Source organism: Mesorhizobium sp. M0174, from assembly GCF_040322275.1.
GTDB lineage: Bacteria > Pseudomonadota > Alphaproteobacteria > Rhizobiales > Rhizobiaceae > Mesorhizobium.
Map to the genome: position 1 here is coordinate 1 of NZ_JAMYTB010000018.1, position 14,994 is coordinate 14,994.

At 64.2% G+C, this 14,994-nt stretch carries 11 protein-coding genes; 8 read left to right on the top strand and 3 right to left on the bottom strand.

What is annotated here, in order from left to right:
• The first annotated feature begins 272 nt into the window (after positions 1 to 272).
• The 5 genes from NKJ13_RS24805 to NKJ13_RS24825 all read left to right on the top strand — a co-directional run bounded on the left by NKJ13_RS24805 (position 273) and on the right by NKJ13_RS24825 (position 6,032).
• Positions 273 to 1,379 (top strand): ATP phosphoribosyltransferase regulatory subunit, encoded by a 1,107-nt coding sequence (locus NKJ13_RS24805; RefSeq protein ID WP_352737302.1) that lies wholly within the window; start codon positions 273 to 275, stop codon positions 1,377 to 1,379.
• Positions 1,376 to 2,077: an ATP phosphoribosyltransferase gene (gene hisG / locus NKJ13_RS24810; protein ID WP_352778712.1), complete on the top strand. Its 702-nt coding sequence runs from the start codon at positions 1,376 to 1,378 to the stop codon at positions 2,075 to 2,077. The genes NKJ13_RS24805 and hisG overlap by 4 nt, the downstream gene beginning before the upstream one ends.
• A gap of 398 nt (positions 2,078 to 2,475) precedes the next feature.
• On the top strand, positions 2,476 to 4,242 hold the full coding sequence (locus NKJ13_RS24815) for an AMP-binding protein (protein WP_352737300.1): 1,767 nt from the start codon (positions 2,476 to 2,478) through the stop codon (positions 4,240 to 4,242).
• A 61-nt stretch (positions 4,243 to 4,303) separates the two neighbouring features.
• Entirely contained in the window at positions 4,304 to 4,525 is a 222-nt protein-coding gene (locus tag NKJ13_RS24820; protein ID WP_352737299.1) for a cysteine rich repeat-containing protein, read from the top strand.
• Positions 4,526 to 4,928: 403 nt separating this feature from the next.
• Complete coding sequence (locus tag NKJ13_RS24825; protein WP_352737298.1) at positions 4,929 to 6,032, top strand: calcium:cation antiporter; 1,104 nt, start codon at positions 4,929 to 4,931, stop codon at positions 6,030 to 6,032.
• Between the two features lie 822 nt (positions 6,033 to 6,854).
• Here the strand turns inward: NKJ13_RS24825 and NKJ13_RS24835 are convergent.
• Entirely contained in the window at positions 6,855 to 8,102 is a 1,248-nt protein-coding gene (locus NKJ13_RS24835; RefSeq protein ID WP_352737296.1) for a coiled-coil domain-containing protein, read from the bottom strand.
• 505 nt (positions 8,103 to 8,607) lie between these two features.
• Between NKJ13_RS24835 and NKJ13_RS24840 the strand changes: the two genes are divergently transcribed.
• Complete coding sequence (locus tag NKJ13_RS24840; RefSeq protein WP_352688499.1) at positions 8,608 to 9,210, top strand: cupin domain-containing protein; 603 nt, start codon at positions 8,608 to 8,610, stop codon at positions 9,208 to 9,210.
• 66 nt (positions 9,211 to 9,276) lie between these two features.
• Here the strand turns inward: NKJ13_RS24840 and NKJ13_RS24845 are convergent, their stop codons facing one another.
• A complete protein-coding gene (locus NKJ13_RS24845) occupies positions 9,277 to 10,185 on the bottom strand; it encodes a hydrogen peroxide-inducible genes activator (protein ID WP_352737295.1) in 909 nt (302 codons plus the stop codon).
• Between the two features lie 148 nt (positions 10,186 to 10,333).
• Here NKJ13_RS24845 and katG point away from each other — a divergent pair, with 148 nt between their 5' ends.
• Complete coding sequence (gene katG / locus NKJ13_RS24850) at positions 10,334 to 12,532, top strand: catalase/peroxidase HPI (protein ID WP_352702036.1); 2,199 nt, start codon at positions 10,334 to 10,336, stop codon at positions 12,530 to 12,532.
• Between the two features lie 80 nt (positions 12,533 to 12,612).
• Here katG and NKJ13_RS24855 read toward each other — a convergent pair whose 3' ends face one another.
• Complete coding sequence (locus NKJ13_RS24855; protein ID WP_254819333.1) at positions 12,613 to 13,290, bottom strand: MIP/aquaporin family protein; 678 nt, start codon at positions 13,288 to 13,290, stop codon at positions 12,613 to 12,615.
• 344 nt (positions 13,291 to 13,634) lie between these two features.
• Here NKJ13_RS24855 and NKJ13_RS24860 point away from each other — a divergent pair, with 344 nt between their 5' ends.
• Positions 13,635 to 14,924: an RsmB/NOP family class I SAM-dependent RNA methyltransferase gene (locus NKJ13_RS24860; RefSeq protein WP_352737294.1), complete on the top strand. Its 1,290-nt coding sequence runs from the start codon at positions 13,635 to 13,637 to the stop codon at positions 14,922 to 14,924.
• Positions 14,925 to 14,994: the final 70 nt, after the last annotated feature.

The following is a 14,994-nucleotide window of genomic DNA, read 5'->3' on the forward strand; positions in this document are numbered from 1 at the left end:
CCGCACAAACTCCAGCTTCTGTTTCATCGCGCTCGTGTCCTCGAATGGCATCCCGAACCCCCCAGCGCAAAGCGCGCCAAACTGTTCGCGATGTCCTCGCACACCTGTTCGCGATGTCCCCGGTCCAAACAGGGGGGAGATTGGATGTCGCGCCTGCTTTCGCCAATCTCCGGCGTTGGAGAAAAGGTGCCGGGGCCCAAGCTGCCGATCTCCCCCCTTGCGGGGGAGATGTCCGGCAGGACAGAGGGGGGTGCCTCGCGCCCAACCGATCAATGACCTCCCGCCCCGCCATCGCGGCGCTCTTCGCCGCGCGCAACACCCATGCGGTCGAAGTCGCCGTGCTGCAGCCGGCCGACCCGTTCCTCGACATGGCCGGCGAGGATTTGCGCCGCCGCATCTTTCTCACCGAAAGCGAGACCGGGCAGACGCTTTGTCTGCGGCCGGAATTCACGATTCCGGTCTGCCTCGACCACATTGCCAGCCAAGCCGGCACGCCGCGCCGCTATTCCTATCTCGGCGAGGTGTTTCGCCAGCGCCGCGAGGGCGGCAACGAATTCTTCCAGGCCGGTATCGAGGACCTCGGCGACCGCGACACGGCCGCCGCCGACGCCCGCTCGCTGGCCGATGCGCATGCGCTGCTCTCGTTGGTGCTGCCCGGCCGCGAGCTGGTGGTCACGCTCGGCGACCAGACCATTTTCGAGGCGGTGCTGGCAGCACTCGGCCTGCCGCGCGGCTGGCGCATGCGGCTGGCGCGCGCCTTCGGCTCGGCGGCGATGCTGGAGGCAGCCCTTGCCGACCTCGCCAATCCGCCGCGCAACAGCCAGCTCGCCGGCGCGGTCGCCGCCCTTGTCCTTGATGGCGATCTGGACGCTCTTTCGGCGCATATCGCCGGCGGCATGGAAGAGGCCGGCCTGTCGGCAACGGCCGGGCGTTCGCCCTCCGAAATCGCGCGGCGCCTGGTCGAGAAGGCCGAATTGCGCAGCGTGCGGCTGTCGAACGAGGCATTTGCGGCGCTGAAGGGGTTTCTGGCGATCGACGTGCCGCTCGACAGCGCCGCCGGGGCGCTCGAAAGCTTTGCCGCCGATGCCGGCCTTTCGCTGGGCGCCGCGCTGGACAATTTTGCCGCCCGCGCGGCGGCCATCGAAAGCCTCGGCCTGCCGATGTCTGAAATCCGCTACGACGCTGCCTTCGGCCGCCCGCTCGATTACTACACCGGCCTGGTCTTCGAGATCGCGGCGCAGGATGGCGACCGGCCGCTCGCCGGCGGTGGCCGCTACGACCGGCTGCTGACGCTGCTCGGCGCAAAAACGCCGATCCCCGGCGTCGGTTTTTCCGTCTGGCTCGACCGCATCGAGGCGCTGCGGGAGAAGGCGCCATGATCACGCTGGCGCTGCCGTCGAAGGGCCGGCTCAAGGAGCAGGCGCTGGAGGTGCTGGCCAAGGCCGGGCTTGCCGTCAGCCTGCCCGGCGACGAGCGCAAATACCGCGCCCGTATCGATGGCATGGACGGCGTCGAAATAGCGTTCCTGTCCGCCTCAGAGATATCAAGCGAAATCGGCCAGGGCTCGGTCGATCTCGGCATCACCGGCGAGGATCTGCTGCGCGAAAACCTTGCCGATTGCGAGGCGCGCGCCGAAATCATCGCCCGCCTCGGTTTCGGCAATGCCGATGTCGTCGTCGCCGTGCCCGACATCTGGCTCGATGTCGACACGATGGCCGATCTCGACGACGTCGCCGCCGACTTCCGCCAGCGCCATGGCCGGCGGCTCAGGATCGCCACCAAATACTGGCGCCTGACCCAGCAGTTCTTTTCGCAAAAGCACGGCATCCAGGTCTATCGCATCGTCGAAAGCCTGGGCGCCACCGAAGGCGCGCCGGCGGCCGGATTGGCCGATATCGTCGTCGACATCACCACGTCAGGCTCGACACTGCGCGCCAACCATCTCAAAGTGCTGGCCGATGGCGTGATCCTGCGCTCGCAGGCCTGTCTCGTGGCGTCGAGGAAGATGCGCGCCGCGGCCGACGAGGCAACTTTGCGGGATATTGCAGCCAGGATGGCGTCGGTGGACGCAGGCTGACGCCGCCGATCTCCCCCCTTGAGGGGGAGATGTCGCCGAAGGCGACAGAGGGGGTCGGTACGTCTTGACGCGACTCTCCTGACCGACAGAACAGGCTGGAGCTCCACGCGTGGCGACCCCCTCTCGCCTGCCGGCCATTTCCCCCTCGAGGGGGGAGATAAGCAGCTACGCCGACCCGAAGCAATTTCCTGACATACAGCAATTTTGTTCTTGCTTTGTGCCGGCAGCTATGCTATTAATCTCGCTATGGTGCCAATTGGCCCAGAAGACCCGCCCGCCGAGGCGGGTTTTTTGTTTTTGGCCCTGACAGGCGAGTTCCAGCGCAAGCCCCACCATCGACGGGATTTCCACCATCCCGCCGGGCTGATAGGCTCGGTTGGTCTGCGGAGGACACGGCGATGCCGATCAATCTCGACGAGTTGAAGAATGCCACCAGCCTGCGCGGCAAGCGCGATGGCGGCTCGTTCATTGCGCCGGTCGACGGCACGGCGCATGTCTCGGGCGAGCGCAGCGTGCCGCTGCTCAACCTGACGATCCCGGCGCTGTTTGCCGATACGGTCAGCAAATACGGCACGCTCGATGCCGCCGTCTTCGTCGAGCAGGACAAGCGCTTTACCTGGGAGGAACTCTCGGAGACCGTCGATGCGCTGGCCGCCGGCTTCCTGGCGCTCGGCCTCGAGAAAGGCGATCGCGTCGGCATCTGGTCGCCGAACCGCTGGGAATGGCTGGTGACGCAATTCGCCACCGCCCGCATCGGCCTGATCCTGGTCAACATCAACCCGGCCTACCGGCTGGTCGAACTGGAATATGCCTTGAACAAGGTCGCTTGCCGAGCGCTCGTCACCGCCGCCAAGTTCAAGAGTTCCGACTATCTCGGCATGATCGAAACGCTGGCGCCGGAGATCGCCAAGGCCATCCCCGGCAAGCTCGACGCCAGCAAGCTGCCGGCGTTGAAAATCGTCATCCGCATGGACGAGGAGAGTTCGCCGGGCATGTTCAATTTCGCCGATGTGCTGGCGATGGCCGGGCGCGACGAGCATGACCGGCTCGACCGCATTTCCGACGGGCTGAAACCGGACGACGCCATCAATATCCAGTTCACCTCAGGCACGACCGGCGCGCCGAAGGGCGCGACGCTGACCCACAACAACATCGTCAACAACGGCAATTTCGTCACCGCGGCGATCCGGCTTACCGTCGACGACCTGCTGTGCATCCCGGTGCCGCTCTACCACTGCTTCGGCATGTCGATGGGCACGATGGGCTGCGTCACCAAGGGCGCGACCATGGTTTTCCCGAGCGAGGGGTTCGATGCCGGCGCCACGCTGAAGGCGGTGGCAACGGAACGCTGCACCGCGCTTTACGGCGTGCCGACCATGTTCGTCGGCCTGCTCGACCATCCGGATTTCGCTTCCTTCGATCTCACCAGCCTGCGCACCGGCATCATGGCCGGCTCGCCATGCCCGATCGAGGTGATGAAGAAGGTGGTGTCGCTGATGCACATGGCCGAGGTGACCATTGCCTACGGCATGACCGAGACCAGCCCGGTGTCCTTTCAGAGCAGCGTCGACGACCCCCTGGAAAAGCGCGTCTCGACCGTCGGCCGCGTCCATCCGCATGTCGAGGTCAAGGCGATAGACGCCGAAGGCGCCACCGTCGCGGTCGGCGCGCCGGGCGAGCTCTGCACGCGCGGCTATTCGGTGATGAAGGGCTATTGGGACGACGAGGCAAAGACCCGCGAGGCCATCGACGCAGAGGGCTGGATGCACACCGGCGACCTCGCCACCATCGACGCAGACGGCTATTGCAACATCGTCGGCCGGGTCAAGGACATGGTCATCCGCGGCGGCGAGAACGTCTATCCGCGCGAGGTCGAGGAATTCCTCTATCGCCACCCCAAGATCAAGGAGGTGCAGGTGTTCGGCATTCCCGACCCGAAATACGGCGAGGAGCTATGCGCCTGGATCGTGCTGAAGCCCGGCCAGATCACCACGGAGCAGGACATCAAGGCGTTCTGCGCCGGCCAGATCGCCCATTTCAAGATCCCGCGCTATATCCGCTTCCGCACCGAATTGCCTATGACGGTGACCGGCAAGCCGCAGAAATTCCTGATGCGCCAGGCGATGATCGATGAACTGGGATTGGTGACGCAGAAGACGGCTTGAGAAGGCTTGCGTCTACGCGTGACGGAGGCGTTGTTTGGGCAACGTATTGAGGGGGTGTTCCATGCGGATTGGGTTAGGCGTGCTTTTCCTGGCAACGCAGCTGGCAGCGACCGCGGCGCTGGCGCAGACGGCGGCCGAGCGTGAGGCCTGCCAGGCAGATTACCAAAAGTTGTGCAAGGGCCTGCTGCCGGGCGGTGGCCGCGTCGTCAAATGCCTGGCCGGTCACATGAGCGAGCTGACGCCCGAATGCAGGAAGGTCGTCAAGGCCAACACGCCCGGCTAGCGCGCGAGCTTCCCTGCGGGTGACATGATGTTTCGGACCAGGGGACAGGCGAGGTGTGCGGGGGCACGAGGATTCTTGCGAAGAGGACCCCCACCCCTGACCCTCCCCACAAGGGGGAGGGGGACTTTCGGTGGCGCCGACCTTTGCAAATTGCCTGCGTTTCGTTGCCAAAAGGAAAGCAAGGGCGCGCGGCAGCGTTCCCTCCCCCTTGTGGGGAGGGTTAGGGTGGGGGTCCATTTTCGCAAGACTCAAATGCGATTGCCCTTCCCCTTGAAGGGGTGGGGTACGCTGCGATGGGGCTCGTCATGACCTGTCATATGCGATTCCTCTGGATGGTCGCGGTGCGCAACAGTGGTTGCAAATCGCCCTTCCACGGGATTCGCGGGAAGGCAAAACGGTGACAATGAGTGGTTTCGCAAGATCGGCGGTTTCCTACGGCATGCCGTTGGCCGCGCTGGCGATGGCTGTCGCGGTCAGGGCCAGCGGCGTGTCGGTGGACGAAGGGTCGCTGGGCACCAGGATATTTATCGGCGCGCTGTCGAGCGCGATCATGTTCATCACCATTTTCGTGGTGCTCGACCACGCCGAGGCGGTGGCCCGGCGGGTAGGCGAGCCGTACGGCACGTTGGTGCTGACCATCGCCGTGACGGCAATCGAAGTGTCGATCATCGTTTCCATCATGCTGCACGGCGCGAACAACCCGACGCTTGCACGCGAATCCGTGTTCTCGACGGTGATGATCACCTCCACCGGTGTTGTCGGCATGTGCCTGACGTTTGGCGGCTGGCGCCATCGCAAGCAGGCAATCGTGCGCCAAGGCACCAGCGCCTATCTGGCGGTTCTGGTCGCGCTGAGCGTCATGACGCTCATTCTGCCGACCTACACGCGAACCACCGATCCCGGCACGTTCTCGGCGGCTCAGCTTGGCTTCGTCAGCGTGTTGTCAGTGCTGCTGTATGCCGGTTTTCTGTTCGCGCAGACTGTCCGCCACCGCGACGATTTCATCGACGCACAAGCACACGGCGCCACAGTGCGAACCGACGCCCACGAAAGCCTCGCCGCCGGCGCTATTCTCCTGCTGATCGGGCTGATCGGCATTGTCATGCTGGCCGAGCAAGTCGCCGCAAGCGTCGAAGATGCGCTCATTGCCTATGAGGTGCCGCAGGCCGACGCCATTGTCGGCGCGATGATCGCCGGGCTGGTGTTGATGCCGGAGGCGATTTCGGCGGTCCGTGCCGCACTCAACAACGAGCTGCAGCGCGGCCTGAACGTCGCCATGGGTTCGGCCTGCGCGACGATCGGCCTGACAATACCGGGCATAGCCGCCGCCAGCCTGCTCACCGGAAGAGGGCTGACCCTGGGTCTGCCACCGACCGACGTGGTGCTTTTGGTCCTGGCGCTTTTCATCTGCAATGTAAGCTTTAGCACGGAGAGAACGACGTTCCTGACCGGGTTGGTGCATCTGGTGGTGTTTTGCACGTATGTGTTTTTGATATTTGTGCCGTGAGGGGGTGGGGGGCGCAGATGGACTAGAACGCCGCCTTGTAGATGGCGAAGCGGATCGTGCCGCTGTCGGCGCTGTCAATCAAGCTTGGTGCTATATTATTGCAGTGACCCTGCCCGACGCATCGAGGCGACAACTGACTTGCGCCTGCCGGACTTCGATGCCGCCTTCTCTTGCGTAGTCTATTCGCACCTCGATCGGCGCCGTGATTGCACCCCGACGCTGACGCAAGGCGCCTGCGCTTGCCGCGTGGACACGGACGGCGCCCAGCGGCGTTGCAGCGGCCATGATCGCCGCGCGGCAGGCTCGCACGACCGCAACAGGCGTACCGGGTTTCGCTGTCAGTGGCCCCAGAGATCCAAACGGATACCCCTTGGTGAAGTCACCCTCACCGGCTTTGGAAGGCCTGAGGACGGGTGGCAGCACGATGAATTGCCTGGCGGTCTTGGCAGAGGCAGGGGCCGTCGCTGCAGTCGAACTGTCGGGTGCGGTAGCCGCCTCGTTTTCGGCGGACGGATCGTCGCCCACACTGGCACTTGTGCTTGTGTCACCAACGTTGCCGCTGGCACCAACGCCTGCGTCGACTGACCCGTCATCTGCACCGACCGAAGCTCCAACATTTGCTCCGCCTACGCCGTCGACGCTCGTGCCCGCCCCGACAGATACGCCTTGCGAACCGGCGCTCACTCCAGCACCGACTCCGACACCGCCGGCGCTACCGCCCACGCCTCCTTCAAGTGCCGAGGCAGGCCCAATTGTAGTCCCGATCACCAACGCAGCTGCGACATACTTGTTCATAGTCGTCTCCCCTGCGGCTTTCGCTCACTAGTCTTCACTCGCGCGGCTCGAGCTTTTTGATGGCCGTGTTGGAAGCAATGCTGCGGGAAGAGGTATGGTTGCCAGCAGAGCAGTTTGCGGCGACTTTTGGACCTTCACTCTCTGTTTTTCCGGCAAGCCCGGTTTACGGGCTGGTTTGGCGCCCGAACGCGATAACCTACTTGCAAGTGCACTCGCGGGGGTACGTGTTTTCGGCGCGCGCTCCACAGCCGCAGTCCGACGCTTACCCTTGACAGTATCAATTGCCTCACGCGCCGCACTGAGGCTGCGGGCTAGGCCGATAGCCCTTTCACGCTCTTGGTCGAGCGCCGCACTCAATGCTACCGAATTCTGCTTTAAAGCATCGCGTTCCTGGCGAACAATATCGAGGTCACGTACAGCTGAATCTGCTCGTTCGCGTCCCAATTCAAGCGTTTCTCGAACCTGCTTTAGAGCGGCCTCGGCCACCTGTCGGTCCCTTATGGCGTTGGCCTGCTCGACGGCTGCCAGATTTGCGCCTGTCTTCAGAGCATCGATAGTTTGGCGAGCCGTGGCAAGTTCTTGTTCCAAGAGCTCAACCTTGTGCCGCTCGTCATCAAGCGCTCGCTTCGCAGCAAGCTGGGAGGCTTCCATAGAGGGGTGCGCGCCAAGCGCGGCGGCCTGCTCGCTGTTCCAGAGACTGGCTTCAGCTCTGTAGCTTTCGATAACGCGCTGCGCCGTCTCCAGATCGAGCGCGAGCGCTTCGTCTGTTCGCTGCTGCTCTTTTAGGGCTTGTGCTTGCTGAGCCACCGTGTCTGCCAGCACGTGTGCTTGGGCGCTTAGCTCACGTATGCTGCGCTGCATGACGTCTAGCTCCGCTCGTGCTGCGGCCAATTCGCGGCGTAAAGCCACTTCATGCTCGCCCAGGCGCGTTTGCGCACCCTCCTTGAGTGCCTGTGTTTCGCTGAGCACCAGCTCTCTAGATAGACAGGATCCGAGCGCGCTCGGTTGTGGCTTGCCCGGTTCTTTGTCGACCTTGGTATGTTCGGAAACCACGACCGACGAGCTGTCGTTAGCCATGGCAACCGCTGGCGCTTCGGGCGCCAACTGACCATTTGCCGGAGATGCCAACAGCAGAACGAGGCATAGCGGAATGAGGGACGGCACGCCGTTATACCCCCTGCCGCTTATCTGGTGAGGTAAAATCAATGGCCGTCGTTTAATAAAGGTGAAGTCACAGCGGAGACATTTTGACCTGGTAGTCTGCACATGATTCATCACTGAACCTCAACGATCGCAGCCCTCACCGCTATTGTATTCTCCACTTACTGCACGCCGCGGCGCCGTGGATGCCGCACCAAAAAGATCAATGCTAGTGAAGCACCCTCGGCAACGCCAAAGCGCGGATTCGCGCAAAGGCTGTTTCGTATTTCCTTAGTTGTCATCATTCGAACAAACGGAACTTTCGGCTTTCGGGATGACCATCTTCTCTCCCCAACGGCTGTGATGCGGCGCAAAGCAGCCATTCAGGCTGCGAAGGTCGACCTCGGGTCACACCAGACTTTCCATTTTCACGGTACGGCGCATCTCCCCCTCCAATGCCGCCGCCTCCGACCGACGAATATTTGTTGCCAGTTTCACACCTCGTCGTGCTGGATCTTGTCGCGACGCCAAGCACCGTCCATGACTGCCGCACCGTTCGCAGATCTCTGCCGCCAGCGGAACCGACCGCCATCCAACCGGTTAATCGGTATGAAGCTTCCACCAACCCCAAGGGCGCACCATGAGCATTCTGCAAACCACGAAGAAAGCCGTCGAGCAGGTCACTGGTATCGCCAGACCGGACAGGCGAGAGGTTGCCGACCTCCTGAGGCCGCGCAAACCAAACGCGTTTCGGTTCAGCGATGATGGCCTGGTGCCCAACCATCCGTTCTGGCCGCTTGTCGTCTATCGCGGCGCTGTGAAGCTGCCCGAAGACTTCGATCCGGCGGCCGTCATGGAGGCGCTTTTCGAAGCAAATGGCTGGGGCGATAGCTGGCGCAACGGCATCTACGGTTACGTCCACTACCATTCGCGCATCCACGAGGTGCTGGGCGTTGCGCGCGGCACGGCCAAGGTCCGCTTTGGCGGCAGCAAGGGACGAACGCTGTCGCTGAAGGCCGGCGACGTCGCGGTGCTTCCGGCCGGCACCGGGCACCAGCGTCTTTCCGCATCCGACGATTTTCTGGTCGTCGGCGCCTATCCTCCATCCGGCACCTATGACCTGTGTACGACCGCTGCCGATCATGACAGGGCGGTCGTCACGATCCCCAGGGTCGGCCGGCCGCGCAAGGACCCTGTCTACGGAAGCAAAGGCCCGTTGCTCGCAGCCTGGGAAAAAGGTTGAAGTCGTCCCTTTCGAAGGGGGCCTGCGGGTCCGCTTCGGGGCTAACCGGACCCAACATGCGCCGCTCTACGCCGCCAGCACCGCCGCATCCAGCCCGCGGATGATCTTGGCCAGTTCGACGCATTCGTCGTGGCGCACCTTGTTGCGCCGCCAAGCGAGGCAGATCGTGCGCTGCGGCATCGGCTCCTGGAAAGGCACGATCTTCAGGTCGGGGATAGTGCTGGCCGGCCCTGCCGCCATTTCCGGGATGAGCGTGACGCCGAGCCCGTGCGCCACCATCTGCAAGAGCGTCGTCAGGCTGGTCGCGCCGTAGCTTGCCATCGCCACCGGCCGCACGCTGCCGCAGACGGCGAGCGCCTGTTCGCGCAGGCAATGGCCTTCCTCCAGCAGCATCAGCCTTTCCAGCGCGGGGCTTTCCGGCGGCACCGGCGGTGAGGCGAAGGCGGGGTCGCCGGCCGGCACGGCAAGGAAGAACCGGTCCGAGAAAAGTTCTTCGGTGACCAGGCCCGGGTAATCGAGGGGCAGTGCCGCGACGAAGGCGTCGAGCTTTCCCGAGTTGGTGTCGTCGACCAGCGACGCAGTCACCGCCTCGCGCAGTTCCAGCTGTAAGGCCGGGAAATGCCGTTTCAGCTCCGGCAGCACATGCGGCAGGAGATAGGGCGCCACCGTCGGGATGATGCCGAGCCGGAAGCGGCCTTCCAGCGCCGGGCGGCCGCGCCGGGCCGTCGCCTCGACGTCGCGGACGTCGGCAAGAATGCGCTCGATGCGCGGCAGCAAGCCCTGCGCCTCGTCGGTCATCCGCACCGCCTTGCCGCCGCGCTCGAACAGACGACAATTGAGCCGCAGCTCCATCTCGGCGATCTGCGAAGACAGCGCCGGCTGGCTGACGCCAGCGAGCTTGGCGGCGCGGCCGAAATGCAGCGTCTGCGCCAGCGCCTCGAAATAATGCATCTGCCGGACGGTCAAACCGATCATAAGAAAAACCTATCAGAATAAACAGCAAAGGCAATTTGTGTTTATCGGCCGGGCAGGCTAGTCTGGAACCATTCCAGGATGGCGCGGCTCGCTGGCCCTGCCCGGAAAATCAACAAAATCCCGGAAAATCAACAAATCGGAGGCAAAGATGGACGCGAAAACCGACGACAACAGCGCCGGCAAATGCCCGGTCCCACATGGATCGGCCAGGAGGAGCAACCGTGACTGGTGGCCAAACCAGCTCGACCTTGGCGTCCTCCACCAGCAGTCCAGCCTCTCGGATCCGATGGACGAGGACTTCGACTACGCCAAGGAATTCAAGAGCCTCGATCTCGATGCGGTGATCGGGGATCTGCACCAGGTGATGACCGATTCGCAGGATTGGTGGCCGGCCGATTTCGGCCATTACGGCCCGCTCTTCATCCGCATGGCCTGGCACAGCGCCGGCACCTATCGCATCGGCGACGGCCGTGGCGGCGCCGGCGCCGGTCAGCAGCGTTTCGCGCCGCTCAACAGCTGGCCGGACAACGCCAATCTCGACAAGGCGCGCCGGCTGCTGTGGCCGGTCAAGCAGAAATACGGCAGGAAGATCTCCTGGGCCGACCTGTTGATCCTCACCGGCAACGTCGCGCTGGAATCGATGGGCTTCAAGACCTTCGGCTTCGCCGGCGGCCGCGCCGACGTCTGGGAGCCCGAGCAGGACGTGGACTGGGGATCGGAAACCAAGTGGCTCGCCGACGAGCGCTATTCCGGCGACCGCGAACTTCACGGCCATCTCGGCGCCGTGCAGATGGGGCTGATCTACGTCAACCCGGAAGGGCCGAACGGCACGCCCGATCCATTGGCTGCGGCGCGCGACATCCGCGAAACCTTCGCTCGCATGGCCATGAACGATGAGGAAACCGTGGCGCTCATCGCCGGCGGTCACACCTTCGGCAAGACCCACGGCGCCGGTGATGCATCGCTGGTCGGCCCGGAGCCGGAAGGCGCCGGCATCGAGGCGCAGGGCCTCGGCTGGTCGAGCAAGCACGCCACCGGCATTGCCGGTGACGCCATCACCTCGGGCCTCGAGGTGACCTGGACCACGACGCCGACCAAATGGAGCAACAACTTCTTCGACAATCTGTTCAACTACGAATGGGAGCTGACCAAGAGCCCGGCCGGCGCCCATCAGTGGACGCCCAAGGGCGGCGCCGGTGCAGGCACCGTGCCGGACGCCCACGATCCGTCGAAGCGTCGCGCCCCGGCGATGCTGACCACCGACCTCGCTTTGCGCGTCGACCCGGCCTATGAGAAGATCTCGCGGCGCTTCCATCAGAATCCTGATCAGTTCGCCGATGCCTTCGCCCGTGCCTGGTTCAAGCTGACCCATCGCGACATGGGTCCGGCCGTCCGCTATCTCGGCCCGCTCGTGCCGAAGGAAGAGCTGATCTGGCAGGATCCGATACCGCCAGTCGACCACGAACTGGTCAGCGAGCAGGATATCGCCTCGCTGAAGGCGAAGATCCTGGCCTCCGGCGTGTCCGTCTCAGAACTGGTCTCGACCGCCTGGGCCTCGGCCTCGACTTTCCGCGGCTCCGACAAGCGTGGCGGCGCCAACGGCGCCCGCATCCGCTTGGCGCCGCAGAAGGATTGGGAGGTCAACCAGCCGGCGCAACTGGCCAAGGTGCTCGAAAAGCTCGAAGGCATCCAGAGCGAGTTCAACGCAGCGCAGTTCGGCGGCAAGAAGATCTCGCTTGCCGACCTTATCGTCCTCGGCGGCGTAGCGGCGATCGAGAAGGCGGCGAAAGACGGCGGCCATGACGTGGGGGTGCCGTTCACGCCAGGCCGCATGGACGCCTCGCAGGAACAGACGGATGTCCAGTCCTTCGCCGCGCTCGAGCCGAAAGTCGATGGCTTCCGCAATTATGTCAGGGGCAAGCCGCCGATGTCGGTCGAAGCGATGCTGGTCGATCGGGCGCAGCTGCTGACCTTGACGGCGCCGGAGATGACGGTGCTCGTTGGCGGGTTGCGGGTGCTCGGCGCCAACACCGGTCAGTCGAAGCACGGGGTGTTCACCGACAGGCCGGGCACGTTGACCAACGATTTCTTCGTCAACCTGCTCTCCATGAACACTGTCTGGGATCCGGCGGCCGGCTCCGATGAAGTCTATGAAGCGCGCGACCGCAAGACCGGGGCGGTCAAGTGGACCGGCACCCGCGCGGATCTGATCTTCGGCTCGCATGCGCAGCTGCGGGCGCTGGCCGAGGTCTACGGGTCGGCGGACGCCGGGCAGAAGTTCGTCAGGGATTTCGTCGCGGCGTGGACCAAGGTGATGAACGCCGACCGTTTTGACCTGGCGGCCTGATCCGGGCATACGAATTTCTCGACGCAACAAAAAAGGCGCGGGCCTCGACCCGCGCCTTTTTTCGTTGGGCTTCCGAAAAGTCAGTCCTTCTCGAAGATACCGGCCTTGGCAACCACGCCGGCAATGGCGCCGCCGATCAGCGGCGCGACGATGAACAGCCACAGCTGGCCGATCGCCGCAGTTCCCGAAAACAGCGCCGGTCCGATCGAACGGGCCGGGTTGAGCGATGTGCCGGTCACCGGGATGATGGCGAAGTGCAGGCCGGCCAGCGTCAGGCCGATTACGAGGCCGGCGAAGGCCGTGGTGTGCTTGGCGTTGGTGACGCCGAGGATCACCGTGACAAAGGTGAAGGTGCCGATCAGCTCCCACAGCAAGGCCGAGCTGACGCCCCATTTCGTCACATCCCAGCCATTGGCGCCGAAGCCGCCGGTGTGGCCGCCGACCTGTCCGGAGACGATGATCCACAGTGCCAGCGACGCGATGATGGCGCCGATGACCTGCGCGATCCAATAGGGAATGACATCCCTGGCCGGCATCCGCCCGGCGAGGAACACACCGAGCGTCACCGCCGGATTGAGGTGCGCGCCCGAAATCGGGCCGATCGCATAGGCCGCCGCGATCAGGCCGATGCCGAACGCCAGACCGATACCTTCCTGGCCAAGCGGCAGCGCGCCGCCGAAGCCGCCCGTCACCACCGAAGCCGTGCCGATGAACACCAATAGAAACGTGCCTAGAACTTCCGCCAGATAAGTCTTCATTGCCCTCTCCTCGTATCGACCCGCGGCTCCGCCTTTTCTGCGACGCGAATCACCGCGCAAAGAGTATTCGCAACCGGAAAACTTGGAAAGCAGAGCAGTTTCGCAAGCCGCTATGCTTGTGAGCGCCAGACATGCACATTAGAGACTTGTAATTTATTGATGAATTGTTTGGTTACGCATGCCGGCGCCCGCTTGGTGGCGGCGGCTCGCGATGCACCAACCCACACTCGTCACCCCTTGCATGGATTGTCTCGCCGTCGGGGAAACAGAACTGTTTCAATCAGGACACGAAAAGCTCTAAGAGCAGGGCCGGATTTTGTTTTGCTGAGTAATGGAAGACGACAATGAGACTGGGCGGGCGGCTGGCGGCAGCCATTGAAGTGCTTGACGACATTGGCCGGCGCCACCGGCCGGTGGCCGATGCGCTGAAGGACTGGGGCCTGTCGCACCGCTTCGCCGGTGGCGGCGACCGCGCCGCGATCGGCAACATCGTCTATGACGCGCTGCGCCGCAAGCGCTCGGCCGGCTGGCTGCTCGGCGAGGACACGCCGCGCGCCATCGGCTTCGGCGCGCTGCTGCTCGAATGGGGCCAGACGGCGCAGTCGCTGAACGAGGTGCTCGAGGGCGACAGGTTCGCGCCGCCGCTGCTTACCGCCGACGAACTGACAACGCTCGGCGGTCGCCGGCTCGCCGATGCGCCGCCGGCTGTCAGGGCAGACATCCCCGACTGGTGCATGCCGCTGTTCGAGCGCGCGTTCGGCATGGCCTGGGTGGAAGAGGGTGCCGCGCTGGCGACACGCCCGCCGCTCGACCTCAGGGTCAATACGCTCAAGGCCGATCGCGGCAAGGTGCTGGCCGAGTTGGCGGAGACCGGCGCCAAGCCTGCGCGGATCGCGCCGCACGGCATCCGCATCCCGCCGATCGAAGGCGACGGCAGGCATCCGAACGTGCAGGCCGAGCCGGCCTTCCAGAAAGGCTGGTTCGAGGTTCAGGACGAGGGTTCGCAGATTGCGGCCGAACTGGCCGGCGCCGAACCTGGAATGCAGGTGCTCGATTTTTGCGCCGGCGCCGGCGGCAAGACGCTGGCGCTCTCCGCGGCGATGGACAATCGCGGCCAAATCTTCGCCCACGACGCCGAGAAGGCCAGGCTGGCGCCGATCTTCGACCGCATCCGCCGCTCGGAAAACCGCAATGTGCAGATCGTCACCAGGCCGGCCGAACTCGCGCCGCTCGGCAGGCATATGGACATCGTCCTGATCGATGCGCCCTGCACCGGCAGCGGCACGTGGCGGCGCCGGCCGGATGCCAAATGGCGGCTGACACAGAGGCAGCTCGACGCGCGCAAGGGCGAGCAGGAGACGATACTCGATGCCGCCAGCGACTTCGTCAAACCCGGCGGCCTGCTGGTCTACATCACCTGTTCGGTGTTCGACGAGGAAAATGGCGACCAGGTTTCGGCGTTCCGGGACCGCCATCCCGGTTTTGTCCCTGTCGATCACCGCCAGCTTTGGGACAGCCGTTTTGCGGGCCGCGAAGCGGTCATGCGGATAGGCGCTGCGGGCGGCATTTCGCTGTCACCGTTGCTGAGCGGCACCGACGGTTTCTATTTCTGCGCGCTGCGCCGCGCCGGCTGAACCATTGCCATGGACACAGAGCCGGGGCCGAATGCTGCAGTGCAGCATTTGCGATTGCCTGTCGCCCACC